Here is a 25,666-nt window from a genome sequence, read left to right on the forward strand (position 1 = left end):
CCTGACCCCCGCCCGCCGCCGAAGGGCGGGAGCAGAGCGACAGGGTCAGGCGCGGCGCTTCTTGGCGGCGACGCCCTCGGCGGGCTCGTCCGCGGGCAGGGGGCGGGCGATCGGGATGCGGCTGCCCAGCACCTGCGCGACCAGGTCGCGTGCGATCTTCTGCGGCGTGAGCCCGGCGTCGTCCAGGATCTGGCTGCGCGTCGCATGGTCGATGAACGCGTCGGGCAAACCGAGCTCGTCCACCGCAGTGTCGATGCCGGCCTCGCGAAGGTCCTGGCGCACGCGCGTGCCGATCCCGCCGACCCGGATGCCGTCCTCGATCGTCACGACGATGCGGTGGTCGGCGGCCAGGCTCAGGATGCTGCGCGGCACCGGGACGACCCAGCGCGGGTCCACGACGGTCGCGCCGATCCCCTGCGCCGCGAGCCGGTCGGCGACCTTGAGCCCGAGGTCGGCCATCGGGCCGACCGTCACGAGCAGGACATCCTTGCTGTCGGACTCGCGCAGCACGTCCACGCCGTCCTCCAGGCGCCGCAGCGCGGGGATGTCCGCCTGCACGTCGCCCTTCGGGAACCGCAGCACGGTCGGCGCGTCGTCGACGGCCACGGCCTCCGCCAGCTCCTCCCGGAACCGGGAGCCGTCGCGCGGCGCGGCGAGCCGGATGTTCGGGACCACCTGCAGGATCGCCAGATCCCAGATGCCGTGGTGGCTCGGCCCGTCCGGACCGGTGACCCCGGCGCGGTCGAGCACGAACGTGACGCCGGCCTTGTGCAGCGCGACATCCATCAGCACCTGGTCGAACGCCCGGTTGATGAAGGTGGCGTAGATCGCGACGACCGGGTGGAGGCCGCCGTACGCGAGGCCCGCCGCGCTCGTTGCAGCGTGCTGCTCGGCGATGCCGACGTCGTGCACCCGGTCGGGGAACCGCTCCGCGAATTTGTGCAGGCCGGTCGGTCGCAGCATCGCGGCGGTGATGCCGACGATCTTCGGGTTCTTCTCGGCGAGCTTCACGATCTCGTCGGAGAAGACGCCCGTCCAGCTCTGCCCGGTCGAGCTCTCGAGGGCCTCACCGGTCTCCGGGTCGATCTGGCCGACCGCGTGGAACTGATCGGCGGCGTCGCGCAGGGCCGGCTCGTAGCCACGGCCCTTCTGCGTGATCGCGTGCACGATGACGGGCGCGCCGTAGTTCTTCGCCTGGCGCAGCGCCTCCTCCATCGCCTCGATGTCGTGGCCGTGCACCGGCCCGATGTACTTGATGTCGAGGTTCGAGTACAGCGACTCGTTGTTGGAGAAGCGGCTGAGGAAGCCGTGCAGGCCGCCGCGGATGCCGCGGTAGAACGACTGGCCGGGAGCCCCGAGCTTGTCGAAGGCCTTGCGGCTGCTCAAGTACAGGTTGCGGTAGCCGCGGCGCGTGCGCACCGTGTTGAGGAATCGCGCCATGCCGCCGATCGTCGGGGCGTAGGAGCGCCCGTTGTCGTTGACGATGATGATCAGCCGGCGGTTGTTGTCGTCGGAGATGTTGTTGAGCGCCTCCCACGTCATCCCGCCGGTCAACGCGCCGTCGCCCACGACCGCGACCACGTGCCGGTCGTTCTGGCCGGTCATCTCGAAGGCGCGGGAGATCCCGTCGGCCCAGCTCAGCGACGACGACGCGTGCGAGCTCTCGACGATGTCGTGCTCCGACTCTGAGCGCTGCGGGTAGCCGGCGAGCCCGCCCCGCTGGCGCAACCGGGAGAAGTCCTGGCGACCGGTGAGCAGCTTATGGACGTACGACTGGTGCCCGGTGTCGAAGACGATCGCGTCCCGCGGCGAGTCGAAGACCCGGTGGATGGCGATCGTCGTCTCGACCACACCGAGGTTCGGCCCCAAGTGCCCGCCGGTCTTGGCGACGTTGGCGACCAGGAACGCGCGCACTTCGGCAGCGAGCTGGTCGAGCTCCCGTTCCGTGAGCCGGTCGAGATCACGCGGCCCGTGGATGGTTTCGAGGATGCTCATGGATTTCAGTGTAGGACCGTGTGAATCGGAGGAGGCTCGGAACCGACGATCCCGAGCCTCCCCGTGACAACGGTCTGGTTACACCAGGCTCCTCAGGACGTACTGCAGGATGCCGCCGTTGCGGTAGTAGTCGGCCTCACCGGGGGTGTCGATCCGGACCACAGCGTCGAACTCGACGGTCTGCTTGCCCTCGGGCGAGTGCTCGGTCGGCTCGGCGACGACGTGCACGGTCTTCGGCGTGCGGCCCTCGTTGAGTTCCTCCAGCCCGGTGATCGAGAAGGACTCGGTGCCGTCCAGCCCCAGCGAGTCGGCGCTCTCGCCGGCCGGGAACTGCAGCGGGACGACGCCCATGCCGATCAGGTTCGAGCGGTGGATGCGCTCGAAGCTCTCGGTGATGACCGCGCGGACGCCCAGGAGGCTGGTGCCCTTCGCCGCCCAGTCGCGCGACGAGCCGGAGCCGTACTCCTTGCCGCCGAGCACGACGAGCGGGGTGCCCTGCGCCTGGTAGTTCTGCGAGGCGTCGTAGATGAACGACTGCGGACCGTCCGCCTGGGTGAAGTCACGCGTGTAGCCACCCTCGACACCGTCCAGGAGCTGGTTGCGCAGGCGGATGTTCGCGAACGTGCCACGGATCATCACCTCGTGGTTGCCGCGGCGCGAGCCGTAGGAGTTGAAGTCCTTGCGGTCGATGCCGTGCTCGTTGAGGTACTGTCCGGCCGGGCTGTCCGCCTTGATGGAGCCGGCGGGCGAGATGTGGTCGGTGGTGACCGAGTCGCCGAGCTTGGCCAGGACGCGGGCGCCGGTGATGTCGGCGACCGGCGTGGTCTCCAGCGTCATGCCCTCGAAGTACGGGGGCTTGCGCACGTAGGTGGACTTCTCGTCCCACTCGAAGACAGAGCCGGTCGGGGTGGCCAGCGACTTCCAGCGCTCGTCGCCCTCGAAGACCGACGCGTACTGGGTGACGAACATGCCCTCGTTGATGGAGGAGTCGATCGTCTGCTGCACCTCGGCGGCGTCCGGCCAGATGTCCTTCAGGAACACGTCGTTGCCGTCGGCGTCGGTGCCCAGCGGGTCCACCTCGAAGTCGAAGTTCATCGACCCGGCGAGCGCGTAGGCGATGACCAGCGGCGGGCTCGCCAGGTAGTTCATCTTCACGTCGGGGTTGATGCGTCCCTCGAAGTTGCGGTTGCCCGAGAGCACGGCGGTGACGGCGAGGTCGCTGTCGTTGACCGCCTGCGAGATCTCGTCCAGCAGCGGGCCCGAGTTGCCGATGCAGGTGGTGCAGCCGTAGCCGACCGTGTAGAAGCCGAGGGCCTCCAGGTCCTTGGTGAGGCCGGCCTTCTCGTAGTAGTCCGTGACGACCTTGGAGCCGGGAGCCAGCGTGGTCTTGACCCACGGCTTGGCCTTGAGGCCCTTCGCGGCCGCGTTGCGGGCCAGGAGGCCGGCGGCCAGCATGACCGACGGGTTGGACGTGTTGGTGCACGAGGTGATCGCCGCGATCGCGACCGCGCCGTGGTCGATCACGAAGTCGGTGCCGTCGCCCAGCGTGACCGGCGTCGGGCTGGAGGCCGTCTTGGGCGCGTGGCTGTGGTGCGTGTGCACGTGGTGGCTGTGGCCGTCCTCCGGCGACAGCTCGCCCGGGTCGGAGGCCGGGAAGGACTCCGAGATGGTCAGGTCGACCAGATCGTGCGAGATGTCCGCGTAGTCCACCAGGTCCTTCTCGAACTGGCCCTTCGCGTTGCTCAGCTCGATGCGGTCCTGCGGGCGCTTCGGGCCGGCGATGGACGGGACGACCGTCGAGAGGTCGAGCTCGAGGTACTCGGAGAACACCGGCTCGTTCGCCGGGTCGTGCCACAGGCTCTGCGCCTTCGAGTACTCCTCGACCAGGGCGACCTGCTCCTCGCTGCGGCCGGTGAGGCGCAGGTAGTCGAGGGTGACGTCGTCGATCGGGAACATCGCGGCGGTGGAGCCGAACTCGGGGCTCATGTTGCCGATGGTGGCGCGGTTGGCCAGCGGGACCTCCGCGACGCCGGCGCCGTAGAACTCCACGAACTTGCCGACCACGCCGTGCTTGCGCAGCATCTGCGTGATGGTGAGAACGACGTCGGTCGCGGTGACGCCGGTGGGGATGGCGCCGGTGAGCTTGAAGCCGACGACCTTCGGGATGAGCATGGAGACCGGCTGGCCGAGCATGGCCGCCTCCGCCTCGATGCCGCCGACGCCCCAGCCGAGCACGCCGAGGCCGTTGACCATGGTGGTGTGCGAGTCGGTGCCGACGCAGGTGTCCGGGTAGGCGAGCAGCTCGCCGCCGACCTCGCGGGTCATCGTGACGCGCGCCAGGTACTCGATGTTCACCTGGTGGACGATGCCGGTTCCCGGCGGGACGACCTTGAAGTCGTCGAACGCGGTCTGGCCCCAGCGCAGGAACTGGTAGCGCTCGCCGTTGCGCTCGTACTCGATGTCGGTGTTGCGCTCCAGCGCATCCGCCGTGCCGAACAGGTCGGCGATGACAGAGTGGTCGATGACCATCTCGGCCGGGGCGAGCGGATTGATCTTGTCCGGGTCGCCGCCGAGCGACGACACGGCCTCGCGCATGGTGGCGAGGTCGACGATGCAGGGGACGCCGGTGAAGTCCTGCATGATGACGCGGGCCGGTGTGAACTGGATCTCGGTGTCGGGCTCCGCCTCCGGGTCCCAGCCGCCGAGGGCCTTGATGTGGTCGGCGGTGATGTTGGCACCGTCCTCGGTGCGCAGCAGGTTCTCCAGCAGCACCTTGAGGCTGAACGGGAGCTTCTTGTAGCCGTCGACCGTGTCGATCTTGAAGATCGTGTAGTCCTTCGACCCCACCGTCAGGGTGCTTTTCGCACCGAAACTGCCGAACTCTGAATCAGTCGTAGCTGACACTGTGCCTTCTCCTTCGTCGGCAGGCGAGATCCCGCGCGCCGTGTCCATCTTTGTCGTGCGTCGAAGCCTGTTTCCAGCAAGGTAATCCTAAGTGGTGGCACCAGGAAAGTATCTTGACGTCGAGATAAAATCTAGCACGTTCAGACCCGGTCGAACACCAGGCCGCGCCGCCGGGCGAAGCGGTAGAACAGCTCGATGCCGGCCGCTCCCACCGCCCCCACCGCGATGCCCCACAGCAGTGCCGTGTCGAGCGAGAGGTGCATCTCGAAGAAGCTCGCGGCGCCCGGGATGACGCACACCAGCACGAACGCCGTCGCCACCCCGCCGAGCAGGAACCAGCGCCAGGTCGTGAGCGGCCGGGTGAGGACGCACAGGATCCAGAGCGACACGCAGAACAGCGCCACCGTCGTCACGCTGCGCGCCTCGTGCAGCGGGATGGAGCGGTGCAGGGGCGCGTACGCCACGACCGCGGTCAGCCCAGCGATGACGCCGCTCGGGATCGAGTACCGCAGGATGCGCGAGAGCACGCCCGGCGTGTAGATGCGCTTGTTCGGCGCCAGCGCCAGGAAGAAGGAGGGGATGCCGATCGCCAGCGTCGACACCAGCGTGAGCTGGCGCGGCAGGAACGGGAACGGCCACAGCACGACGGCGCTGAACAGGGCGAGCAGGATGCCGTAGACCGTCTTCGCCAGGAAGATGTTGGACACCCGCTCCACGTTGGCGATCACCCGCCGGCCGGAGGCGAGCACGTCCGGCAGCCGGTCGAAACGGTTGTCGAGCAGCACCAGCCGGGAGACGGCCTTGGTCGCCGCCGTCGCCGTTCCCATCGCGATGCCGAGGTTCGCGTCCTTGATGGCCATCGCGTCGTTCACGCCGTCGCCGGTCATCGCCACCGTGCGGCCCTGGCGTTGCAGCAGGCCGACGGCCGTGCGCTTCTGCTCCGGGCTCACCCGGCCGAAGATGCTGGACCGCTCCAGCGCGGCGGCCAGGTCGTCGTCTGTCTCCAGGGTGGAGGCGTCCACGGCCTCGCCCTCCATGTTCAGCGCCCGGGCGACGGCCTCCACCGTGACCGGGTTGTCACCCGACATCACGACCACGCGGACGGCCTGCTCGCCGAAGTAGCCCAGCGTCTCCGGGGCCTCCGGTCGCAGCGTCTCCCCGAGCACGACCAGCAGCGCCGGCTGTACCCGCACGTCGTCGAGCGGGACGTGCGTGCCGTGCGGGAGCGGGTCGATCGCCCGCGCGAGCGCCAGCGTCCGCCGCCCGGTCGAGGCGATCGACGTCGCGCGCCGCAGCGCCTCCTCGTGCCCGGCGAGCACGCGCTCCGGCGCGCCCAGCACCCACGCGCTCTCCTCGTCCGCCACACGCATGACGAGTCCGCTGTACTTGGTCGCCGAGCTGAACGGGATGCGCCGCTCGACCCGGAACCGGTCGCTCCGGAACCCGGTCGAGAGGATGCCGGACGTCGCGTTCCCGGTATCATCCGCCCCGAACGCCGCGAGCGCGATCTCCGCGAGCTCGGTCGGGACGTCCCCGATCGCCTCGGTGCCCTCCAGCACCAGCTCGCCGGTGGTGAGCGTCCCGGTCTTGTCGAGGCAGAGCACATCGACGCGCGCCAGCACCTCCACCGCCGCCAGCTCCTGCACCAGCACCTTGCGCGCGGCGAGCTGGATGGCGGCGACCCCGAACGCGAGGCTGGTCAGCAGCACCAGCCCCTCCGGGATCATCCCGACCACGGCAGCGACCGCGTCGAGCAGCGCCCGCCGCCAGCGGGAGTCCGTGAAGAGCTCGGTGAAGCCGCCGTAGGCGAGCACCCGGCCGATGATCGTCACCAGGATGATCGGGCCGAGGATCCAGGAGAGGTAGACGAGGATGCGGTTGGTCGCGTCGCGCAGCTCGGAGTGCACGAGCGAATGCCGGCGGATCTCGCTGGTCAGCTTGCTCGCGTAGGAGTCCGCTCCCACCGCGGTGACGATCGCATAGCCGGTGCCCGTGGCGACTGGGAGCCGGAGAGCAGCCGGGCGCCCTCGTCCTTGAACACCGGGTCGGACTCCCCGTCAGCAGCGACTCGTCCACCGAGAGCCCCGTGCTCTCGGCCACGACCGCGTCGGCGGGGATCTGGTCGCCCGGGCGCAGCACCAGGAGGTCGTCGAGCACGACGTCCTCCAGCGCGATCGCGACCACCTGCCCGTCTCGGCGGACCCGGCTCTCCGGCGCCGCCAGCAGGGCCGCCCGGTCGAGCACGCGCTTGGCCCGCACCTCCTGGACGATGCCGATCAGGGCGTTGACGACCACGACGCCGTAGAAGAAACCGTCCCGCAGGTCGCCGAGCAGCAGCACCGCGATGAAGCAGCCGGTGAGGATGCCGTTGAACAGCGTGAAGATGTTCTCGCGCAGGATGTCGGAGATCGACCGCGACCCCGGCTGGCGCTGGAGGTTGACGCGGCCGTCCGCGCGGCGCTCTGCGACTTGCGCGGCGCTCAGCCCCTCCCTGGTGCGCGCGTCGAGCATCCTCCCCTCCTGGACTCGTGCTAGCCGGCGCTGTCGCCGTGCGGCTTCTGGGCCGTCGATTGCGGCCTCTGCGGGAACTGCCCCTTCACCACGAACCACGTGATGAGCAGCAGCGGAGCATAGAGCGGGACGCCCATCAGGAGCTTGGTGAGGGCGAGGGCGCTGGTGGCGGCGTCGGTGTGCGCCAGATAGAGCGGCACCTGCACGAGCAGTCGAGCGGCGAAGAGCAGGAACCAGAGGAACGTCAGGGCCTGCATCACCCGGAACTTCGACTTCACCGACCGCCACGCGAGCCCGTCGCCCATGAGGTAGCCGGCCGCGAGGCCGATCAGCGGCCAGCGGATCAGGATGGAGATGAGGAGCGCGGCGGCATAGGCCGCGTTCGTCCAGATCCCCAGGATGAAGTTGTCCTCGCCGCGCCCGGTGATGAGCGCGAGGATCGCGGAGATCCCGACGCCGATCAGGCCGGCCAGTGCCTGGGTGACCGGCGTCTTGCCGACGATCCGCACCGCTGTGAAGACGACGGCGACGGCGACCGAGACGCCGATCGACAGCGGGACGTTCTGCGTGAACGTGAAAAGGATGAGGAAGACCAGTCCGGGGAGGATGGTCTCCAGCAGGCCGCGCACGCCGCCGAGGGCGGAGAGCAGCGCGGTGCCGGTCGGCGTCTCGCCGTCGACGAGCTGGCCCATGCCGGAGTTGCGCGCGGCCTTGGCCAGGCTCTCGCCGAGCGTGGAGGCGACCGGGTCGCGCTCCTCGTCCCCGGGCTCCGGGCGGTGCTGCTCGGTCACGTCGCGCCCACCGCTCACAGCGAGCTGTATCCGCTGTCGCCGGTGCTCGGGGCCGACGGCATGCGCAGCGGGATGAGGTCCCGCGGCGGCATGGGGTGTTGCCGCGCACCACGACGATGCTGCGGAAGAGGTCCTCCACCAGCGCGGCGGCCTCCGGCTTCACGGCCGCGTCACCGGCGATCACGCCGCGCAGGAACCAGCGCGGGCCGTCGACGCCGACGAAGCGCGCGACGCGGGTCTCGCCCGGGCGCCCTGCGGCGCGGCGATGGGGATCTCGGCGACCAGCTCCGGGCCGAACACCCCGTCGCGCTCGCTCACGCGGCCGCCCTGGCGCTGCACCTGCTCGGCGATCTGGCCGCGGATCTCGTGCCAGAGGCCCGTGGAGCGCGGAGCGGCGAACGGCTGCACCTGCAGGGTCGAGTTCGCGTAGTCGAGCCCGACGGCCACGACGCGCTGCGACTCCTCCTCGACCTCCAGGCGGAGGTGCAGGCCCTCGCGGGGCAGGATCTTGACGCCGCCGAGGTCGACGTAGGGACGGACCGGGTTCGCCTCGCTGTCGTCGAGGGGACCTTCGATCTCCCGATCCTCCGGCGCGGACTTCTCCACGTCCTGAGGCTCGGCCTCGCCGGGGGTGTCGATGCTGTCGGTCAAGCGTGATCTCCTGCCTGGGTGACGGTGTAGCCGGACGAGCCGAAGCCCGCGGTGCCGCGGTGGCTGTCCGGGAGGGTGTCGACGGGGATGAACCGGGCCTGCGCGACCGGCATGACGATCAACTGCGCGATCCTGTCGCCGACGGCGATATCGTACGACATCGACCTGTCCGTGTTCAGGACGGTCACCTTGATCTCGCCGCGATAGCCTGCGTCCACGGTGCCCGGCGCGTTGACGATGGTGATGCCGTGGCGCATGGCCAGGCCGCTGCGCGGCACCACGAAGCCGACGTAGCCCTCCGGCAGCGCGATCGAGACCCCGGTCGGGACGGTGTGCCGCTCCCCCGGCGCCAGCGTGACGGGCTCCGCCGCGCACAGGTCGGCGCCCGCGTCACCGGGGTGGGCGTACACGGGAAGGCGGTCGGCGACGATCGGGACGTCCACGGTTTCGGTCACGTGTCGAGGGTAGTGCACGAAGGATGATCGAATAGTCCCATGGACCTCTACCGAGAACGGCTGTGGGCGACCCCCTGGCTCTTCGTCTCCACCATCCTCGTCGTGCCCGCCGTGATGCTCGTCTTCGCCCCGATCAACTTCGCCGTCGGCGTCGTGCTGGCGATCGTCTTCTACGCGGCGATCGTGATCGCGCTGCTCGCCTCCGCTCCCGTGGTCCGGGTGACCGCGGCCGAGCTCACCGCAGGGAACGCGAGGATCCCGCTGGAGTTCATCGGGGAGCCGAAGGCGTTCACCGGCGAGGAGGCGACGATGGAGCGCGGCCAGCGGCTGGACGCGCGCGCCTGGCTGCTCATCCGCGGCTGGATCAAGCCGGTCGTGAAGGTGCCGGTGCTCGATGTGGACGACCCGGCGCCCTACTGGCTGATCTCGACAAGAAACCCGGACCAGCTGGTCCGGGTTCTCGATGAGGCCCGGCGTCCTCTGTAGTCCCGTTCGGGGCTCATCGGCGTCGGGCGTGCGGTGCGTCGCTCAGGCGGCGCACTCCATGCAGATCGGTCCGAGCTTGGTCTCGTGGTCGATCTGCGAGCGGTGCTTCACCAGGAAGCAGTTCACGCAGGTGAACTCGTCGGCCTGGGGAGGCAGCACCACGACGTCGAGGTCGAGGTCCGACAGGTCGGCGCCGGGGAGCTCGTAGCCGCCCGGGTTGTCGGCGTCTTCGACGTCGACGACACCAGACATCTTGTCCGGAACTCGCTCCTTGAGGGCCTCGATCGACTCGGAGTCGTCCTCGGTCTTCCGCGGTGCGTCGTAATCCGTTGCCATGCCCATCCACTTCTCGTCGTACGGCCGATTCTCGCAATCGGCGGCCATAGTTTGCATCAATCGCCTGCGAATAGCAAAACCGCGCAGGAGCCTCTCAGCGTTTGCTCGGTGTTCAACTTCCGGCACGCCCGCGGTATTCCCCGGAAGTCCCCCGTTCTCGTGGCATTCTGGGCCCGAACGAACGCGAGCTCGGAAGGCATCACAATGCAGGATTTGAAGGTCATCGGGGTCGAGAACGGTGCGATCGTCGCCGTCGGCGACGACGGTGAACGCTTCCGCATCGCCGTCGACGACACGCTGCAGTCGAAGATCCGGCAGGTGCGACAGCAGGCGTCCGCCGAAGTCCCCAAACTGTCCCCGCGGGAGATCCAGGCCCACATCCGTTCGGGGATGTCCGCCGACGACGTCGCGGCGGTCACGGGCGCGCCCCTGGAGTACGTCCAGCGCTTCGAGGGCCCGATCGTGGCCGAGCGCGAGCACGTGGTAGCGAGCGCCCTCAGCGTCCCGGTCCGCACGGCCGCCGAGGTCGACCCACTGGGCGAACCCGACACGTTCGGCTCCGTCATCCGCGACCGCCTCGCCTCGCTCGGCGTGGCCGGCGAGCGCTGGGCGAGCTGGAAGGACGCCGAGACCGGCTGGATCGTGAAGCTCGAGTTCACCGCCGACGAGATCGACCACGACGCCCGCTGGAGCTACGACCTCCGCAAGCACGCGCTCGCACCGCTCAACTCGGAGGCCACTACGCTCTCCCAGGCCGGCGAGCTGCGCGGGGGCGCCCTCATCCCGCGCCTGCGCGCCGTCCTCCCGCACGAGGGCGAGCCGGACAGCTCCCGCTTCGACAGCGGAGCCTTCACCTTCCCCGCCCCCGGCATCGACCTGCTCGGCCCGGAGGTCACCCAGCCCATCGAGCCGCTGGAGCCGCACGCTCCCGGCCGTGCCAACAACTCCATCACGGTCTCCGCGATCAAGCGCGCGGACGAGACGCCGCGCGACCTGCACCAGACCGCCGACCTCCTGGAGGCGCTGCGGCGCCGCCGCGGGGAGCGCGAGGCCGCCGGCTACGAGGAGCCGGCACCGCGGAACGACCGCGGCGACCGGAACGGCCGCCACGAGCAGGTCGAGCAGCCGACGCTCCTCGACCCGATCACGCCGTTCCGGGTGGTCGAGGAATCCATCACAGTCATCGAGGAGTTCGGTCCGCCCCCGGCGTCCCCGCCCTCGGGTACCCCGACCTCCAGCGCCCCCACGCCTCCTCCGCCCGCGCCGCTGTCCTCCACCCAGGAGCAGACCCCGGTCTCGAACGGACGCCGCAAGGGGCGGGCCGCGATGCCGAGCTGGGACGAGATCGTCTTCGGCGCGCGCACGGACGACGACCTGGCCTGAGGAAGACGACCTGGCCTGAGGCACCGGGCGGCTATGCCGCCGCGCCGAACCGCAGCAACGGCACCCGCGTCTCCTCCGCCGTGAGCGAGCCGTGCTGGCCGATCATGCTGCGCCCGGTGCGCTGCGGGTCGCGCGAGTCGTAGTAGGCGATGCGCTTGCGCGCGGCGACGAGCACGTCGCCGATCCGCGGCGCCACCTCGGGCGCGACCTGCGGGCCGAACCAGCCCGCCCCGATCGCCTCCGCGCGGGTCGCGATCCACGAGCGGCCGCCCTCCGCCTCGTGCCAGCGCGCCGCCACGTCGTCCGCGCGCGTGCCTTCCTGTGTATAGAGGTGCAGCAGCCGCGGCTCGCCCGCGATCTCCGCCACGCCCTCCAGGAGCTCGGGCGCGGTGTCGTAGAGCACGTGCCCGCTCTCGGGGATGTCGACGATGCCGTGGTCGGCGGTGACCAGCATGCCGTGGCCCGGGCCGAGGGAGGCGGCGAGCCCGGAGACCAGTGCGTCCAGCGTCTCCAGCTCGGCCGTCCAGCGCGGCGACTCCCAGCCGCGCGCGTGGGCGGCCTGGTCGAGTTCGGCGACATAGAGGTAGGTGAGCGCCGGCCCGGGCGTGCGCAGTACCTCCCGCGCGGCGTCGAAGCGGGCGGCCATCGTGCGGCCGCCGATGAACTCGGCGCCGCGCAGCACGGCGTGCGTGAAGCCGGAGTCCGCGTACGCGGGGACGCCGAGCGCGAAGGAGCCGACACCATCGGCCGCCGCGCGCTCGAAGACGGTCTCCGCGCGCTGCCAGGTGGCCGGGTCCATCCGGTCGTCCCAGCCGTTGAGCTGGTTGGTCAGCCGGCCCGCGTCGTCGCGCACCCGATAGCCGACGAGGCCGTGCAGCCCCGGCGTCGTCCCGGTCGTCAGCGTCGCGAGCGCGGCGGCCGTCGTGGTCGGGAAGCCCGCGTCGATCGTCGTCGTCTTGCCCAGCCGGGAGGCCAGCGTCCGGGCGTGCCCCTCGCGGGCGCGGAGCGCCGCCGCGCCGAGACCGTCGACCACGACGACGACCACGTGCTGGAGCGGAGGCAGCCCGAGATCGTTGGTCTGCCCACGCAGCGCCCCGAGAGAACTCGGCATCACCGTGGCGAGGCTCGCTCGGGTGGTGAACGCGGCCGGTAGCATGGGGGGCATCCGGCCCAGTCTTTCACAGGTGGGACGGACGGAAGCCGTCGAACCGGCGCGCCTCCTGCCGCCCCATCACCGAATGCACGAATGACACCAGCAGACGACCAGGCCCCGATCACCGAACGCATCGAAGACGTCGACGTCACGACCGAGATGCAGGGCTCGTTCCTCGAGTACGCGTACTCCGTCATCTACTCGCGGGCGCTCCCGGACGCCCGCGACGGCCTGAAGCCCGTGCAGCGGCGCATCCTCTACATGATGACCGAGATGGGCCTGCGCCCGGACCGCGGTCACGTCAAGTCGGCGCGCGTCACCGGCGAGGTGATGGGAAAGCTGCACCCGCACGGCGACAGCGCGATCTACGACGCGCTCGTGCGCATGGCCCAGGACTTCACCCTGCGCGTCCCACTGGTCGACGGGCACGGCAACTTCGGCTCGCTGGACGACGGCCCCGCCGCCGCGCGCTACACGGAGGCGCGCCTCGCCGCCGCCGCGCTGGCCCTCACCGAAGACCTCGACGAGGATGTCGTGGACTTCGTCCCCAACTACGACAACCAGCTCTTGCAGCCGGACGTGCTGCCCGCCGCGTTCCCGAATCTCCTGGTCAACGGCGCCAGCGGCATCGCGGTCGGCATGGCCACCAACATGGCCCCGCACAACCTGGTGGAGGTCGTCGGCGCCGCCCGCCACCTCCTGGCCCACCCCGACGCGACGCTGGACGAGCTGATGGACTACGTCCCCGGCCCCGACCTCCCGAGCGGCGGCACCATCGCGGGCCTGGCCGGCGTCCGCGACGCGTACGCGACGGGCCGCGGCAGCTTCCGGATGCGCGCCAAGGTGGGCGTCGAGTCGATCACCGCGCGCAAGAGCGGCCTCGTCGTGACCGAGCTCCCCTACGGGGTCGGCCCGGAGCGTGTGATCGAGAAGATCAAGGACGGCGTCAACGCGAAGAAGCTGAACGGCATCTCCGACGTGACCGACCTCTCCGACCGGCAGCACGGCCTCCGCCTCGTCATCGGCATCAAGACCGGGTTCAGCCCGGACGCCGTGCTCGAGCAGCTCTACCGGCACACGCCGCTGGAGGAGGGCTTCTCGATCAACAACGTCGCCCTCGTCGCGGGCGGCCCGCAGACCCTGGGCCTGCGCGAGCTGCTGCAGGTCTACCTCGACCACCGCATCAGCGTCGTCACGCGCCGCTCGGAGTTCCGGCTCGCGCGCCGCAAGGAGCGCCTGCACCTGGTCGAGGGCCTCCTCATCGCGATCCTCGACATCGACGAGGTCATCCAAGTCATCCGCACCTCCGACGACACCGACCAGGCGCGCACGCGGCTGCAGCAGGTGTTCGACCTCAGCACGCTGCAGGCCGACTACATCCTGGAGCCGCGGCTCCGCCGGCTCACCAAGTTCTCCCGCATCGAGCTGGAGACCGAGCGCGACCAGCTGGCGGCCGAGATCGCCGAACTGGAGCAGATCCTCGGCAGCACGGCACGCATCGAGGGACTCGTGTCCGACGAGCTGGAGCAGGTCGCCGTGAAGTTCGGCACCCCGCGACGGACGCTCCTCACCGAGGCGAAGCCGTCCATCGCCGGCACGGGCTCGCGCAGCAAGGCGATGACGGTGCAGCTCGAGGTCGCCGACGTACCGTGCCGCGTCTACCTGTCGACCACCGGCCGCATCCTGCGCGTCGACGCGGGCGCCGGAGAGGGCGACGGCCTCGACCGCATCCAGCCGCCGGCCCGGCGCAGCAAGCACGACGCGATCCTGTCCCGGCTCGACGCCACGAGCCGCAGCGAGATCGGCGCCGTCACCGACCGCGGACGGCTCATCCGGTTCTCGCCGGTCGACCTCCCGGCCGCCCCGCTCAACTCGGTGCAGCTCGGCGCGGGCGTGAAGGTGGGCGACTACCTCGCGCTGGCCGACCGCAAGGAGCGCGTGCTCGCGCTCGTCTCGCTGGACTCCCCGCGCGCGATCGCGCTCGGCACGCGGCAGGGTGTGGTCAAGCGGGTGTCGCCCGGCGACTGGGCCAACAAGCCGGAGTTCGAGGTCATCACGCTGAAGGCCGGCGACGCGGTCGTCGGAGCCGTGCAGTCGGCGGACGACGCCGAGCTCGTGTTCGTCTCCAGCGACTCCCAGCTCCTCCGGTTCTCCGCCGGCTCGGTGCGCCCGCAGGGTCGGGCGGCCGGCGGCATGGCCGGCATCAACCTGGCCGCCGATGCCCGCGTGGTGTTCTTCGGCGCGGTGGAGGCCGCCGAGCGCGAGGAGGCGGTCGTCGTCACCATCGCGGTCAGCGACCAGACCCTCCCCGGCGCCGACCCCGGCAGCGGCAAGGTGAGCGACTTCGCCGAGTTCCCGGCCAAGGGCCGCGCGACCGGCGGCGTCCGCTCGCAGCGCTTCCTGAAGGGCGAGACCGAGCTGGCCATCGCCTGGGTCGGCCCCGCGCCCGCGTTGGCCGTCGGCTCCGACGGCGCCCAGCGCGTCCTCCCCGAGGGGGCGCCCGCCGCGACGGCTCCGGCACCCCGCTCGACATGGTCGTCGCCTCCGTCGGCCGCCGCCTCGCCTGACGCCAACGGAGGACTTCCCCCGCCGCCCACCGCGTGTCGTCAGCCAACAGAGGACATCCACACCTCCCAGCCCCGGATCTCCTCCGTTGCCTGCTTCCACCGGCGTGTCGCCGCGGATCTCCTCCGTTGCCTACGCGTCAATACGCGCGCGGCTCAGGTCATCCGCGCCCGCGATGATGAACTCCTTGCGCGGCGCGACATCGTTCCCCATCAGCAATTCGAACACCCGGTTCGCCGCCTCCGCGTCGGAGACGCGCACGCGGCGCAGGGTGCGGTGAGCGCGGTCCATCGTCGTTGTCGCGAGCTGGTCGGCGTCCATCTCGCCGAGACCCTTGTAACGCTGGATGGGCTCCTGGTACTTGCGCCCGCGCTTCTTGAGGTCCGCGAGAACGGCCTGGAGTTCCGCCTCCGAGTAGGTGTAGATCGTCTCGTTCGGCTTCGAGCCCGGGTTGATCGCGACGACCCGGTGCAGCGGAGGCACTGCGGCGAACACCCGGCCCTCCTCGATCATCGGCCGCATGTAGCGGAAGAACAGCGTGAGCAGCAGCGTGCGGATGTGGGCGCCGTCGACGTCGGCGTCCGACATGATGATGACCTTGCCGTACCGCGCCGAGCCCAGCTCGAACGAGCGTCCCGACCCCGCGCCGATCACCTGGATGATGGCCGCGCACTCCGCGTTGGAGAGCATGTCGGAGACCGACGCCTTCTGGACGTTGAGGATCTTGCCGCGGATCGGCAGCAGCGCCTGGTACTCGCTGTCCCTGGCCCGCCTCGCGGTCCCGAGCGCCGAGTCGCCCTCAACGATGAACAGCTCGCTGTTCGCCACGTCGCTCGACCGGCAGTCGACCAGCTTGGCCGGCAGCGAGGACGTCTCCAGCGCGTTCTTGCGGCGCTGGGTCTCCTTGTGGGCGCGGGCCGAGATCCGGCTCTTCATCTCCGCGACGACCTTGTCGAGCACGAGCGCCGACTGCGTCTTGTCGTCGCGCTTGGTCGACGCGAAGCGCTCGGCGAGGGTCTTCTGGATGACGTTGGCCACGATCGTGCGCACCGCCGGGGTTCCCAAGACCTCCTTGGTCTGGCCCTCGAACTGCGGCTCGGGGAGGCGCACGGTCAGCACGGCGGTCAGCCCGGCCATCACGTCGTCCTTCTCCAGCTTGTCCGTGCCCGCCTTGAGCCGGCGCGCGTTCAGCTCCACCTGCTGACGCAGGAACTTGAGCAGCCCCTGGTCGAAGCCGGTCTGGTGGCTGCCGCCCTTCGGCGTCGCGATGATGTTGACGAACGAGCGCATCACGGTGTCGTAACCGGTCCCCCAGCGCAGCGCGATGTCCACCTGGCACTCGCGCTTGAGCTCCGTCGGCACCATCGCGCCGCCGTCGGAGAGCACGGGGACCGTCTCGGTGAAGTGGCCCTCGCCGGTGAGGCGCCAGGTCTCGGTGATCGGGCTGTCCGGAGCGAGGAAGTCCACGAACTCCGAGATGCCGCCGTCGTAGCTGAAGGTGGTCCGCTCGCCCTCCGGGGAGCGCTGGTCGTCGATCGTGATCGCCAGGCCCGGGACCAGGAACGCCGTCTGCCGCGCCCGGCCGATGAGGTCGTCCACCGAGAACTCGGCGCCCGCGGTGAACACCTGGCGGTCGGCCCAGTACCGGATGCGCGTGCCGGTGACGCCCTTGCGGACCTTGCCCGCCACCCGCAACTCGCTGCCGCTCACGAACGGAGAGAACGTGGCGTCGGGGCTCGGCGCGGCGTCGCCGTCGTCGAACACGCCCGGCTCACCGCGGTGGAAGGACATCGCCCAGGTCTTGCCGTCGCGGTCGACCTCGACGTCGAGCCGCTCGGAGAGCGCGTTGACGACCGATGCGCCGACGCCGTGGAGGCCGCCGGAGGCCGCGTACGAGCCGCTGCCGAATTTGCCGCCGGCGTGCAGCTTGGTGAAGACGACCTCCACGCCGGTCAGCCCGGTCTTCGGCTCGACATCGACCGGGATGCCACGCGCCGTGTCGCGCACCTCGACGCTGTCGTCGGGGTGCAGGATGACCTCGATCGCGGTGCCGTGCCCGGCGAGCGCCTCATCGACGGAGTTGTCGATGATCTCCCACAGGCAGTGCATGAGGCCGCGGGAGTCTGTGGAGCCGATGTACATGCCCGGGCGCTTGCGCACGGCCTCCAGGCCCTCCAGCACCGAGAGGTGCCTCGCCGAATAGTCCGAGCTCGCCACGAGCGCTCCTTGTGTTCCGTGCGGTGTTCCGGGTAGCGGGGCGCGCGTTCCGGCGCGGGCCGCATCCTCCAGAGTACGTGCTGCACCAAGCGATCCCGGACCCGACACCCACGGGTCGCGAGGCTACGCGTTGAGCGAAATAGCAGCCGATACGCGCCTCGTCTCCGGGATTACGTGGTTCTATAGACGTACCGAGTTCACCGGTTGCGACGGAAAGGAGCATCACATGTCTACTATCACCTCGGAGAATGGTGCGGTTGACGAGCTCGAGTCGGGGCCGCAACTCACGGCCGCGGACCGCTGCGACAGCTGTGGCGCTCAGGCGTACATCCGCGTCGTGGTCAACAACGGCGAACTCCTCTTCTGCGCCCACCACGGCAAGAAGCACCAGGAGAAGCTCTCGCAGATCGCGCACAGCTGGCACGACGAGACGGCTCGTCTCTTCGAAGAGCAGCGCGCCTAGGTCACCGCGACCCACGCGAACGGGCTGAACGAGCGATGGCAGCTGCCACCGGCGTGCGCAGACGCGCATTCGTCGACCTCGATGTCATCCGCTCGAACGCCACCACCGCGGCCAGCGCGCCGCTCCCCGACTGCACCGCCGATCTCCGCGCGGACGCGTACGGGCACGGGCTCATCCCCGTCGCCCGGACGCTGACCGACGCGGGGGTCGGCGGTCTTCTCGTCTCCCGGGTGGAGGACGCCGCCGCCATCGCGGACGAGGGCATCCCGCTGCCGGTGACCGTCGGTTTCCCGGCCGGCCGGCACGCCAGCGGTCCTGCCCACCTGCTCGGCCCCGAACTGCTCGGGCTCACCGACGCTCCCGGCGTCGCCCCTGCGCTCCGCCTCACCGCAGAGATCATCGCAGTGAAGCGGGTCGGCGCCGATCGCGGCGTCTCGTACGGCTACACCTACCGAACCGACCGCCCCAGCACGCTCGTGCTGGTCGCGCTGGGCTACGCCGACGGCATCCTTCGCGTCGCCTCCAACAAGGCGCCCGTGCTGGTCGGCGACACCACCGGCCGGATCACCGGTCGAATCGCCATGGACCAGTTCGTGGTCGACATCGGCGACGCCGAAGCGCAGCCGGGCGACCCGGTGGTGCTGTTCGGCGACCCGTCCCGCAGCGAGCCGTCGGTGCTCGACTGGGAGGCCGCGCTCGGCGTGGCCGCGCCGGTGATCACGAGCCGGCTGGGCCGCCGGATCGAGCGGATGTACGGGCACTGGATAAGGAAGGCGGCACAGTGACCATCGTGGACGCGATCGCGGAGCCGCTCCCCCGCGCGGTCATCGATCTGGCCGCGCTGCGCCGGAATGTCGCACATCTGACCGCGCTGATCGCTCCCGCCGAGACCATGCTCGCGGTCAAGGCCGATGCCTACGGCCACGGTCTGCTGCCGATCGCCGAGGCCGGGCTGGAGGCGGGCGCGACCTCCCTCGCCGTGCTGGAGGTCTCCGCCGGGCTCGTCCTGCGCGCCGCCGGGATCACGGTCCCGCTGCTGGCCTGGCTGCACGGTGAGGACACCGACTGGCTGGCGGCGATCGAAGCCGACATCGAGCTCGGCATCTCGGCCGTCTGGCAGCTGGAGGCCATCGCGGCCGCGGGCGCCGGCCGACCGGCGGTGGTGCACCTCAAGGTCGACACCGGCCTCAGCCGCAACGGCGCCACCCGCGAACAGTGGCCGCACCTCATCGACGCGGCCCTCGAGCTGGAGAGGCAGGGCGTCGTCCGCATCCGCGCAGCCTGGTCGCACCTGGCCGACGCGTCGATCGCGGACGACGAGGCTGCGCTCGCGGAGTTCCGCAGCGCGGTAGCGGAGGCCGAGGAGCGCGGCGCCCGGTTCGAGATCCTGCACCTCGCGGCGAGCTCGGCCGGCATCCGGATGCCCGAGGCCCGTTTCGACCTCGTACGCTTCGGGATCGCCGCCTACGGCTTCTCGCCGTTCGACGACCGCACCGGCGCCGAGCTCGGGCTGGAGCCCGTGATGCGCTTGGAGGCGCCGGTCGTGGAGATCCACGTCGGCGGCACCACGCACGCGCGGCTCGGGATCGGCTATGGCGACGGCGTCCCGGTGCTCGGCATCGCCAAGACCTCCGTCCTCCTCGCCGGGCAGCGCTGCCGCGTGATCGCGGTCGACGTGGACACCATGATCGTGGACGCCGGCTCGGCACGCGTCGCCGTCGGCGACACCGCGGTGCTGTTCGGCTCCGGACACGATGGCACGGTCACCGCCGAGAAGTACGCCGACTGGGCGGAGACCATCGCGGACGAGATGGTCACGGGCGTTGCCGTCCGGGTCCCCCGCGTCTACGAGAACTAGGCCCCGAGGAACGGTACTCCGAACGGGCCGCCGTCAGAGCGCGACGCCGAGGCGGGCCGCGATGGCGCGACGCGCATTGGCGGCGTAGCGATCTACTCGCTCGGTCTGCGCGACCGGCGCCACCTCACCGCGCAGCGCGGTCTGCAGCATGCGGTCGGCCAGCACCGGGTTCATCGGGAGGACCGGGCCGTGCAGGTGCGTGCCGATCGCGCTCCCGAGCACGACGCCCTCCGTCTTGTCGCCGTTGCCGAAGCCGCTCACGGCCTCGCCGAGCGGAACAGCGCCTGCGGCATCCGCGGTGAAGGTCGTGGTGGCCGAGTGGTTCTCGAAGCCCGCGAGCGTGACGCCGTCGGGCATGCGCACGACGACCTCGGCCACGTGCCGCCGCGACCCCAGCACCGCGCGGGTCGGGAACACCCGGGCGCCGGCGAGCGTTTCGCCGTCCGGCGTCTCGATCTCCTCGCCGAGGAGCTGCCAGCCGCCCGCGATCGCGAGGATCGGCACTCCGGCGTCGCGCCACTGCCGCAGTCGCGGTGCGATCCGCGCCACATCGCCGACGACCGCGCGCTGCGACGAGAGCGGGCCGGAGCCGATGTGCACGATGTCGGCGCTGGCGGGCAGCTCGGCGCCCGGCGCGTGCGTGACGATGTCGACGTCCACGCCGCGCCAGCGTGCCCGCTCGGCCAGGGCGAGCACGTTGCCGGCGTCGCCGTTGATCCCGAGCTCACGCGGGTAGAGGTGCAGGATGCGGAGGACGGTCACGTGTCGCCGCCTTCCAGGTCGAGGAACCCGAGCTGCTTGCGGATGGCCATCATCTGCTCGTAGTTGACGATCATGGTCTTGGTGCCGCGCGACGGCTTGGGCAGCGCGAGGAACGCCTGCAGAGCAGGCCGCAGCTCCGGCATCACCTGGTCGACCTCGATCCCGGCGTAGGCGAACCGCGTCGCGAATTGCCAGGCCTTGGTGCCGGACACGATGTCGACGTGCTCCAGCTTGGAGAGGTCGATGTCGTAGACCCAGGACGGGTCGGGAGTGCCCTCGTCGACCGCGACGAAGACCTGCTCCGGGCTGTGGCTCAGGTAATCGAGGTTGAGCTGGAGGCTCGGCGGGTTCTTCATCATGATGATCTCGATGTCCTCGTCGCCGACCTTCAGCGTCTCGCCGCGGCCGTAGACCGTGCGCAGCGAACTCATCGCCGCGACCACGGCCTCCGATCGGAAGCTCTCGCCGAGCACGCGCCGGGCCATCGCGGTCGCGCCGGCGGCGTCCACCGCGTAGTGGAGGCCGCGCGCGGGCAGGCCGATCCGGATGGACTCTCCGCCCATGGTGAGCTGCGCGCTCTGCGTCTCCAGTTTGCTGACGAACACGGCGGGCACCGGGAGGGCGCCGGCGGCGACGCCGGAGAGGTCCGCCACGTTCGCGAGGCCGTTGGGCGACGACTCGATGATGGCCGGGGCCACCGCGAAGGTCGTCACGTCACGGCCTTCGGCGGCGAGCTCCGCGCCGACGCGGGCGAGGCTGTCGTCGTCGGCGTTCACCACGACGAACTCGCTCGAACGCTCCGCGATCGTTCGCAGCATCCCGATCACACGGGTCGGCTCGAAGAAGCGGTTGAGCTGGTCGATCTGCACGTTCAGCAACAGCGAGCCGCGCGGCTTCAGGACGGTCGCCAGGTCGACGCCGTACGCCTCGTCCACCTCGATCACCCCGACGTCGCCGCGCACGTAGCCGTCGAGCGGCACGTCCGCCAGCAGGGCCGAGGCGATCCCCTGCGGCAGGTTGCCGCCGGACGGGTTCGTGAAGACGTTCAGCCCGTGCTCGCGCAGGATCGCGGTGAGCATGTTGGTGGTCGTCGATTTGCCGTTCGAACCGGAGACGAACACCACGCCGAGCGGGAGTCGGCTGACCGCGCGCTCGAGGAACTTCGGCGCGATCGCGAGCGCGACCCGCCCCGGCACCGCGGAGCCGCCTCCCCGCAGGCGCAGCAGCCGGCGGGCGAGGCGGCCGGCGATGACCGCCAGTCGATAGCGCACCTTACTCGAGGTAGTCGCGCAGCGACTGCGAGCGGGACGGGTGGCGCAGCTTCGCCATCGTCTTCGACTCGATCTGCCGGATGCGCTCCCGCGTCACGCCGAAGGTGTCGCCGATCTGGTCGAGCGTCTTCGGCATGCCGTCGCCCAGGCCGAAGCGCATGCGGATCACGCCCGCCTCGCGCTCGGACAGGGAGTCGAGGAGGCTCTCGAGCTGCTTCTGCAGCATCGTGAAGCCGACCGCGTCGGCCGGCACGACCGCCTCGGTGTCCTCGATCAGGTCGCCGAACTCGCTGTCGCCGTCCTCGCCGAGCGGCGTGTGCAGCGAGATGGGCTCGCGACCGTACTTCTGCACCTCGATGACCTTCTCAGGGGTCATGTCGAGCTCCTTGGAGAGCTCTTCCGGGGTGGGCTCGCGGCCGAGGTCCTGCAGCATCTGGCGCTGGACGCGGGCGAGCTTGTTGATGACCTCCACCATGTGCACCGGGATGCGGATGGTGCGGGCCTGGTCGGCCATCGCGCGGGTGATCGCCTGGCGGATCCACCAGGTGGCGTAGGTCGAGAACTTGAAGCCCTTGGTGTAGTCGAACTTCTCGACGGCGCGGATCAGACCGAGGTTGCCCTCCTGGATCAGGTCCAGGAACTGCATGCCGCGGCCGGTGTAGCGCTTGGCGAGACTGACCACGAGGCGCAGGTTGGCGCCGAGCAGGTGGCTCTTGGCACGCTGGCCGTCGCGGGCGACCCAGCGGAGCTCGCGCTCGAGCTCCTTGGGCATGTTCGGGGTGTTCGCGAGCTTGTCCTCCGCGAACAGGCCGGCCTCGATGCGCATCGCGAGCTCGACCTCCTCCGCGGCGTTCAGCAGCGGGACCTTGCCGATCTGCTTGAGGTAGTCCTTGACCGGGTCGGCGGTCGCGCCGGTGATCGTCGAGGAGTAGACGGGGATGTCGTCATCCTCGTCCACGGCGCGCAGCACGAGCGCGTCGGTCGGCAGCGGGGCATCCGCTGCGGCCTGCACGGCTGCCGCCTCGCCCTTGGGCCCGGACCCCTCGGCGTCGTCCGCCTCCGCGTCGTCGCCCTCGGACTCGGTCTCGGCGGAGTCGTCCGCCTCCTCGGCGGAGTCGTCCTCGTCGATCTCGACCACGGCCTCCTCGTCGAGCTCTTCGTCGTCGTCGCCCTTGGCCTTGGTGCCGGCCTTCTTGGACGCAGTCTTCTTCGCCGGCGCCTTCGCCGTCGTCTTCTTCGCCGCCGGCTTGCTGGCCGCAGCGGTCTCCTCGGTCTCCTCGACCGCCTCGGCCTCGCGGGCCTTGGTTGCTGCACGGGTTGCCATGTGCCTACCTTCCATACAAGCGAGGGCTTTCAAACCGGGCGGGAGGGCATTGGTGCGTCCCCCGTAGCGCCTGCCTGAGGTCGCGTGCGGACATTACTAAGACCCATGTCAAGTCTTGGGCTGTCGCGCCGGGCACCATCAAGTGCTCCGACCCCAGGACATGAACGGGTCCAGGTATCAATTATTGCACGTTCTCGCCAGGCTCCCGACCATCTCGCCGTCGCCACGCGTCAACCAGTGCAACCCACAAGGGGCCCACTTCTATTCCCTCCTCCTCCGCGAGGCGGCGGCGGGTGCGCCGCCGGGCGCGGACGAGGAAGACGACGCCGACGCCGATGATCACGTACTGCACGGCGAACGCCCAGCGGAAGGAGTCGAGCGCGTAGAGTCCGGCGACCGTGTGCGCGGTGTTCTGGGCGTCCAGGGCCACGCCGATGAGGAACATCATCACGAAGCTCGCGAGGAAGCCGCCGACGTTCACGATGCCGTTGGCGGAGCCGAGACTGTGCAGCGGGTTGGAGGTGCGCGCGAAGTCGAACCCGATCAGGGAGCCGGGGCCGCCGATCCCGATCGCCACCAGCACGAGGATCAGGAGCCAGAGCGGCGGCGTCCCCGGCCACAGCAGCAGGAGCGCCCAGACGATCCCCATCATCCCGACGATCGCGAGCACCAGATTGCTGCGCCGCAGCGGGAAGCGCGCCGTCAGCAGGCCGAGGACGGGTCCGGCGATCAGTCCCGCGCCGACGGAGACGATCAGCAGGCCGCTGGCTTCCGCCGGGTCGATGCCGAGCGCGAACACCATGAAGGGCAGGCCCCACATCAGGCTGAACACGGTTCCGGAGGACTGCGTGGTGAAGTGCGACCAGAACCCGAGCTGGGTGCCCGGCCGGGCGAGGCTGATCCGGAGCTGGCGCAGCGACTCGCCCCAGGTCGCCGGGCGCGGTCCCTCGCTCGATCCGGCCGGCCGGTCCCGGATGGTGGCGACGATCCCGACCAGCGCGACCACCGACACCGACGCGGCGCTGAGGAACGCGGCGGTCCAGCCGGACTGGTGGAGCAGCAGCGCGAACGGGACGGCGGACAGCACCTGGCCGAGCTGGCCGATGTTGCCGATCCACTGCGAGAGCTGGGGCACGATGCGGCCGCGGAACCAGGAGTTCACCAGCCGCATGAGCGAGGTGAACACGGTCGCGTCGCCCGCTCCGACGAGGATGCGCCCGACGATCGCGAGCGCGATGGTCGGCGCGAAGGCGACCGTCACCTGCCCGACGACCATCAGGGCGGTGCCCGCGATCATCAGCGCCCGCGAGCCGACCCGGTCGATCAGGACGCCGACCGGCACCTGCATCGCCGCGTAGACGATGAGCTGGACGACCGCCATCGACGAGAGCACCGCGGCTGAGACGTGGAAGCGGTCGGTCGCGGCGACGCCCGCGACGCCGATGCTCGTCCGCTGCATGACGGCCACGAGGTAGGCGAAGACTCCGATCCCGAAGATGACCCAGGACCGACGCGAATTCACCACACGATCCTATGCCCGCTGTGCGAGCGGGACCGTCACGCGGGCGGAACGGGGGGTCGGTTCAGCGGTCGGTGCGCGGGTTCTCGTCGTCGCCGCGGCGGTCGTCGCCGTGCCGGCGGAACGCCAGGAAGTTCTCCAGCTCGGCCGCGATCTCGTCGGCGCTGGGCAGCTCGCCGTCGCGGTCGGTCAGCGGCGAGCGGAGCTGGGTGTCCTCCATGTACGTGTCGTGCCGCTCCTCCAGCGTGCCGACCAGTTTGCCGAGCTCGGCGTTGCCCGCGACCTGCTCATCGATGTTCGCGACGAACTCGCGGTCCTCCTCGCGCAGGCGGTCGGTGGGGAAGATGAGGCCGGTCGCGGCGCTGATGCTCTCCAGCCCCGCGATCGCGGCGGCCGGGTACTCGGTGTCGGCGAGGTAGTGCGGGATGAGCAGGACGAATCCGGCGATCGGGTACGAGAGCTGCTGCAGCCGGTACTCGAGGAGGTGGAGGGCGTTGCCCGGCACCTGCGTCTGCGGCTTCCAGATCGACATCCCCTCGATCAGGTCGCGGCGGTTGCCGCTGACCGTCACCCCGATGGGCCGGGTGTGCGGCACCGGCATCGGGATGGAGTGCACCCAGGTGACGGACTTGACCTTGTAGCGCTCGATGAGCCCCAGCACGGCCTCCGTGAACGCCTCCCAGCGGAAGTCGGGCTCGAACCCGGAGAGGAAGAGGAACGGCTGGCGCAGCTCGTCGTAGACCAGGTGCAGCTTCAACGTCGACGGCTGGTAGTCGGCCAGATGGTCCTGGTCGAAGTAGATGATCGGCCGACGGGCGCGGTAGTCGAGCAGGATGTCGGCGTCGAAGGTCGCCACGACCTCGCTGTCGAGCGTGCCGAGAAGATAGGTGCCGAGCTGGCTGACGCCCGAGCCGGCGTCGGCGAACCCGGTGAGCCCCGCGATCAGCGGCAGGCCCGCCGGCACCACCAGTGCCGGGTTCAGCTCGTAGAGTTCGCCGGGATCTCGCATGCTACAACTCTAG

Annotated in this window: 18 protein-coding genes and 3 pseudogenes; 6 read left to right on the top strand and 15 right to left on the bottom strand. The window is 70.3% G+C overall.

Annotated features, from left to right (window positions below; translation table 11 throughout):
* Positions 1–45 precede the first annotated feature (45 nt).
* From dxs to dut, 7 genes and pseudogenes are all read right to left on the bottom strand, one after another.
* On the bottom strand, positions 46–1,995 hold the full coding sequence (gene dxs / locus ACRAWC_RS26265) for a 1-deoxy-D-xylulose-5-phosphate synthase (protein ID WP_431350101.1): 1,950 nt from the start codon (positions 1,993–1,995) through the stop codon (positions 46–48).
* 78 nt (positions 1,996–2,073) lie between these two features.
* Positions 2,074–4,947, bottom strand: coding sequence for an aconitate hydratase AcnA (gene acnA, locus ACRAWC_RS26270; protein WP_431350102.1), 2,874 nt, complete (start codon positions 4,945–4,947; stop codon positions 2,074–2,076).
* A 92-nt stretch (positions 4,948–5,039) separates the two neighbouring features.
* Complete coding sequence (locus ACRAWC_RS26275) at positions 5,040–6,863, bottom strand: HAD-IC family P-type ATPase (RefSeq protein ID WP_431350103.1); 1,824 nt, start codon at positions 6,861–6,863, stop codon at positions 5,040–5,042.
* 139 nt (positions 6,864–7,002) lie between these two features.
* Positions 7,003–7,410, bottom strand: a pseudogene (locus ACRAWC_RS26280) (ATPase); the annotation flags it as partial.
* A gap of 20 nt (positions 7,411–7,430) precedes the next feature.
* Positions 7,431–8,201, bottom strand: coding sequence for a DUF3159 domain-containing protein (locus ACRAWC_RS26285; protein ID WP_431350104.1), 771 nt, complete (start codon positions 8,199–8,201; stop codon positions 7,431–7,433).
* A 14-nt stretch (positions 8,202–8,215) separates the two neighbouring features.
* Positions 8,216–8,852 (bottom strand): annotated as a pseudogene (locus tag ACRAWC_RS26290) (DUF3710 domain-containing protein).
* The gene (dut, locus tag ACRAWC_RS26295) at positions 8,849–9,307 is read right to left on the bottom strand and encodes a dUTP diphosphatase (RefSeq protein WP_431350105.1); all 459 of its coding nucleotides are present in this window, start codon (positions 9,305–9,307) and stop codon (positions 8,849–8,851) included. Before dut ends, ACRAWC_RS26290 begins: the two are co-directional and overlap by 4 nt.
* Positions 9,308–9,346: 39 nt before the next feature.
* Between dut and ACRAWC_RS26300 the strand changes: the two genes are divergently transcribed.
* Positions 9,347–9,793 carry a DUF3093 domain-containing protein gene (locus ACRAWC_RS26300; RefSeq protein ID WP_431350106.1) on the top strand — a complete coding sequence of 149 codons (447 nt, stop codon included), beginning with the start codon at positions 9,347–9,349 and terminating at the stop codon, positions 9,791–9,793.
* Positions 9,794–9,835: 42 nt separating this feature from the next.
* On the opposite strand, the gene ACRAWC_RS26305 is transcribed toward ACRAWC_RS26300, so the two are convergent.
* A complete protein-coding gene (locus ACRAWC_RS26305) occupies positions 9,836–10,129 on the bottom strand; it encodes a DUF4193 domain-containing protein (RefSeq protein WP_369963084.1) in 294 nt (97 codons plus the stop codon).
* 204 nt (positions 10,130–10,333) lie between these two features.
* Between ACRAWC_RS26305 and sepH the strand changes: the two genes are divergently transcribed.
* Positions 10,334–11,512 carry a septation protein SepH gene (gene sepH / locus ACRAWC_RS26310; protein WP_431350107.1) on the top strand — a complete coding sequence of 393 codons (1,179 nt, stop codon included), beginning with the start codon at positions 10,334–10,336 and terminating at the stop codon, positions 11,510–11,512.
* A gap of 31 nt (positions 11,513–11,543) precedes the next feature.
* Here the strand turns inward: sepH and ACRAWC_RS26315 are convergent, their stop codons facing one another.
* The gene (locus tag ACRAWC_RS26315) at positions 11,544–12,668 is read right to left on the bottom strand and encodes an alkaline phosphatase family protein (RefSeq protein WP_431350156.1); all 1,125 of its coding nucleotides are present in this window, start codon (positions 12,666–12,668) and stop codon (positions 11,544–11,546) included.
* Between the two features lie 90 nt (positions 12,669–12,758).
* Between ACRAWC_RS26315 and ACRAWC_RS26320 the strand changes: the two are divergent.
* A pseudogene (locus tag ACRAWC_RS26320) lies at positions 12,759–15,232 on the top strand (DNA gyrase/topoisomerase IV subunit A).
* A gap of 130 nt (positions 15,233–15,362) precedes the next feature.
* On the opposite strand, the gene ACRAWC_RS26325 reads toward ACRAWC_RS26320, so the two are convergent.
* Positions 15,363–17,447: a DNA gyrase/topoisomerase IV subunit B gene (locus tag ACRAWC_RS26325; protein WP_431350108.1), complete on the bottom strand. Its 2,085-nt coding sequence runs from the start codon at positions 17,445–17,447 to the stop codon at positions 15,363–15,365.
* Positions 17,448–17,673: 226 nt separating this feature from the next.
* Here ACRAWC_RS26325 and ACRAWC_RS26330 point away from each other — a divergent pair, with 226 nt between their 5' ends.
* From ACRAWC_RS26330 to alr, 3 genes are read left to right on the top strand one after another with little or no spacing between them, the layout of a single operon-like run.
* On the top strand, positions 17,674–17,910 hold the full coding sequence (locus tag ACRAWC_RS26330) for a DUF7455 domain-containing protein (RefSeq protein ID WP_055915732.1): 237 nt from the start codon (positions 17,674–17,676) through the stop codon (positions 17,908–17,910).
* A gap of 35 nt (positions 17,911–17,945) precedes the next feature.
* Positions 17,946–18,695, top strand: coding sequence for an alanine racemase (locus ACRAWC_RS26335; protein ID WP_431350109.1), 750 nt, complete (start codon positions 17,946–17,948; stop codon positions 18,693–18,695).
* Entirely contained in the window at positions 18,692–19,768 is a 1,077-nt protein-coding gene (gene alr / locus ACRAWC_RS26340) for an alanine racemase (protein WP_431350110.1), read from the top strand. The genes ACRAWC_RS26335 and alr overlap by 4 nt, the downstream gene beginning before the upstream one ends.
* 33 nt (positions 19,769–19,801) lie before the next feature.
* On the opposite strand, the gene ACRAWC_RS26345 is transcribed toward alr, so the two are convergent.
* The 5 genes from ACRAWC_RS26345 to ACRAWC_RS26365 all read right to left on the bottom strand — a co-directional run bounded on the left by ACRAWC_RS26345 (position 19,802) and on the right by ACRAWC_RS26365 (position 25,653).
* Complete coding sequence (locus ACRAWC_RS26345; protein ID WP_431350111.1) at positions 19,802–20,530, bottom strand: type 1 glutamine amidotransferase; 729 nt, start codon at positions 20,528–20,530, stop codon at positions 19,802–19,804.
* Positions 20,527–21,801 (bottom strand): MurT ligase domain-containing protein, encoded by a 1,275-nt coding sequence (locus tag ACRAWC_RS26350; RefSeq protein ID WP_431350112.1) that lies wholly within the window; start codon positions 21,799–21,801, stop codon positions 20,527–20,529. Before ACRAWC_RS26350 ends, ACRAWC_RS26345 begins: the two co-directional genes overlap by 4 nt.
* A gap of 1 nt (position 21,802) precedes the next feature.
* Positions 21,803–23,125, bottom strand: a complete 1,323-nt coding sequence (locus tag ACRAWC_RS26355) for an RNA polymerase sigma factor (RefSeq protein ID WP_431350113.1) — start codon at positions 23,123–23,125, stop codon at positions 21,803–21,805.
* Positions 23,126–23,306: 181 nt separating this feature from the next.
* A complete protein-coding gene (locus ACRAWC_RS26360; protein ID WP_431350114.1) occupies positions 23,307–24,647 on the bottom strand; it encodes an MFS transporter in 1,341 nt (446 codons plus the stop codon).
* Between the two features lie 61 nt (positions 24,648–24,708).
* Positions 24,709–25,653, bottom strand: a complete 945-nt coding sequence (locus ACRAWC_RS26365; protein WP_431350115.1) for a proteasome assembly chaperone family protein — start codon at positions 25,651–25,653, stop codon at positions 24,709–24,711.
* Between the last annotated feature and the right edge of the window lie 13 nt (positions 25,654–25,666).

This window comes from Leifsonia sp. L25 (assembly GCF_050632895.1).

What these genes read in the sequence shown, in the direction of transcription:
- ACRAWC_RS26300 (WP_431350106.1), top strand. Translation starts at nt 9,347, where the DNA reads ATGGACCTCTACCGAGAACGGCTGTGGGCGACCCCCTGGCTCTTCGTC.
- acnA (WP_431350102.1), bottom strand. Translation starts at nt 4,947, where the DNA reads ATGGACACGGCGCGCGGGATCTCGCCTGCCGACGAAGGAGAAGGCACA.
- ACRAWC_RS26335 (WP_431350109.1), top strand. Translation starts at nt 17,946, where the DNA reads ATGGCAGCTGCCACCGGCGTGCGCAGACGCGCATTCGTCGACCTCGAT.
- ACRAWC_RS26330 (WP_055915732.1), top strand. Translation starts at nt 17,674, where the DNA reads ATGTCTACTATCACCTCGGAGAATGGTGCGGTTGACGAGCTCGAGTCG.
- ACRAWC_RS26355 (WP_431350113.1), bottom strand. Translation starts at nt 23,125, where the DNA reads ATGGCAACCCGTGCAGCAACCAAGGCCCGCGAGGCCGAGGCGGTCGAG.
- ACRAWC_RS26305 (WP_369963084.1), bottom strand. Translation starts at nt 10,129, where the DNA reads ATGGCAACGGATTACGACGCACCGCGGAAGACCGAGGACGACTCCGAG.
- dxs (WP_431350101.1), bottom strand. Translation starts at nt 1,995, where the DNA reads ATGAGCATCCTCGAAACCATCCACGGGCCGCGTGATCTCGACCGGCTC.
- ACRAWC_RS26365 (WP_431350115.1), bottom strand. Translation starts at nt 25,653, where the DNA reads ATGCGAGATCCCGGCGAACTCTACGAGCTGAACCCGGCACTGGTGGTG.
- ACRAWC_RS26315 (WP_431350156.1), bottom strand. Translation starts at nt 12,668, where the DNA reads ATGCTACCGGCCGCGTTCACCACCCGAGCGAGCCTCGCCACGGTGATG.
- sepH (WP_431350107.1), top strand. Translation starts at nt 10,334, where the DNA reads ATGCAGGATTTGAAGGTCATCGGGGTCGAGAACGGTGCGATCGTCGCC.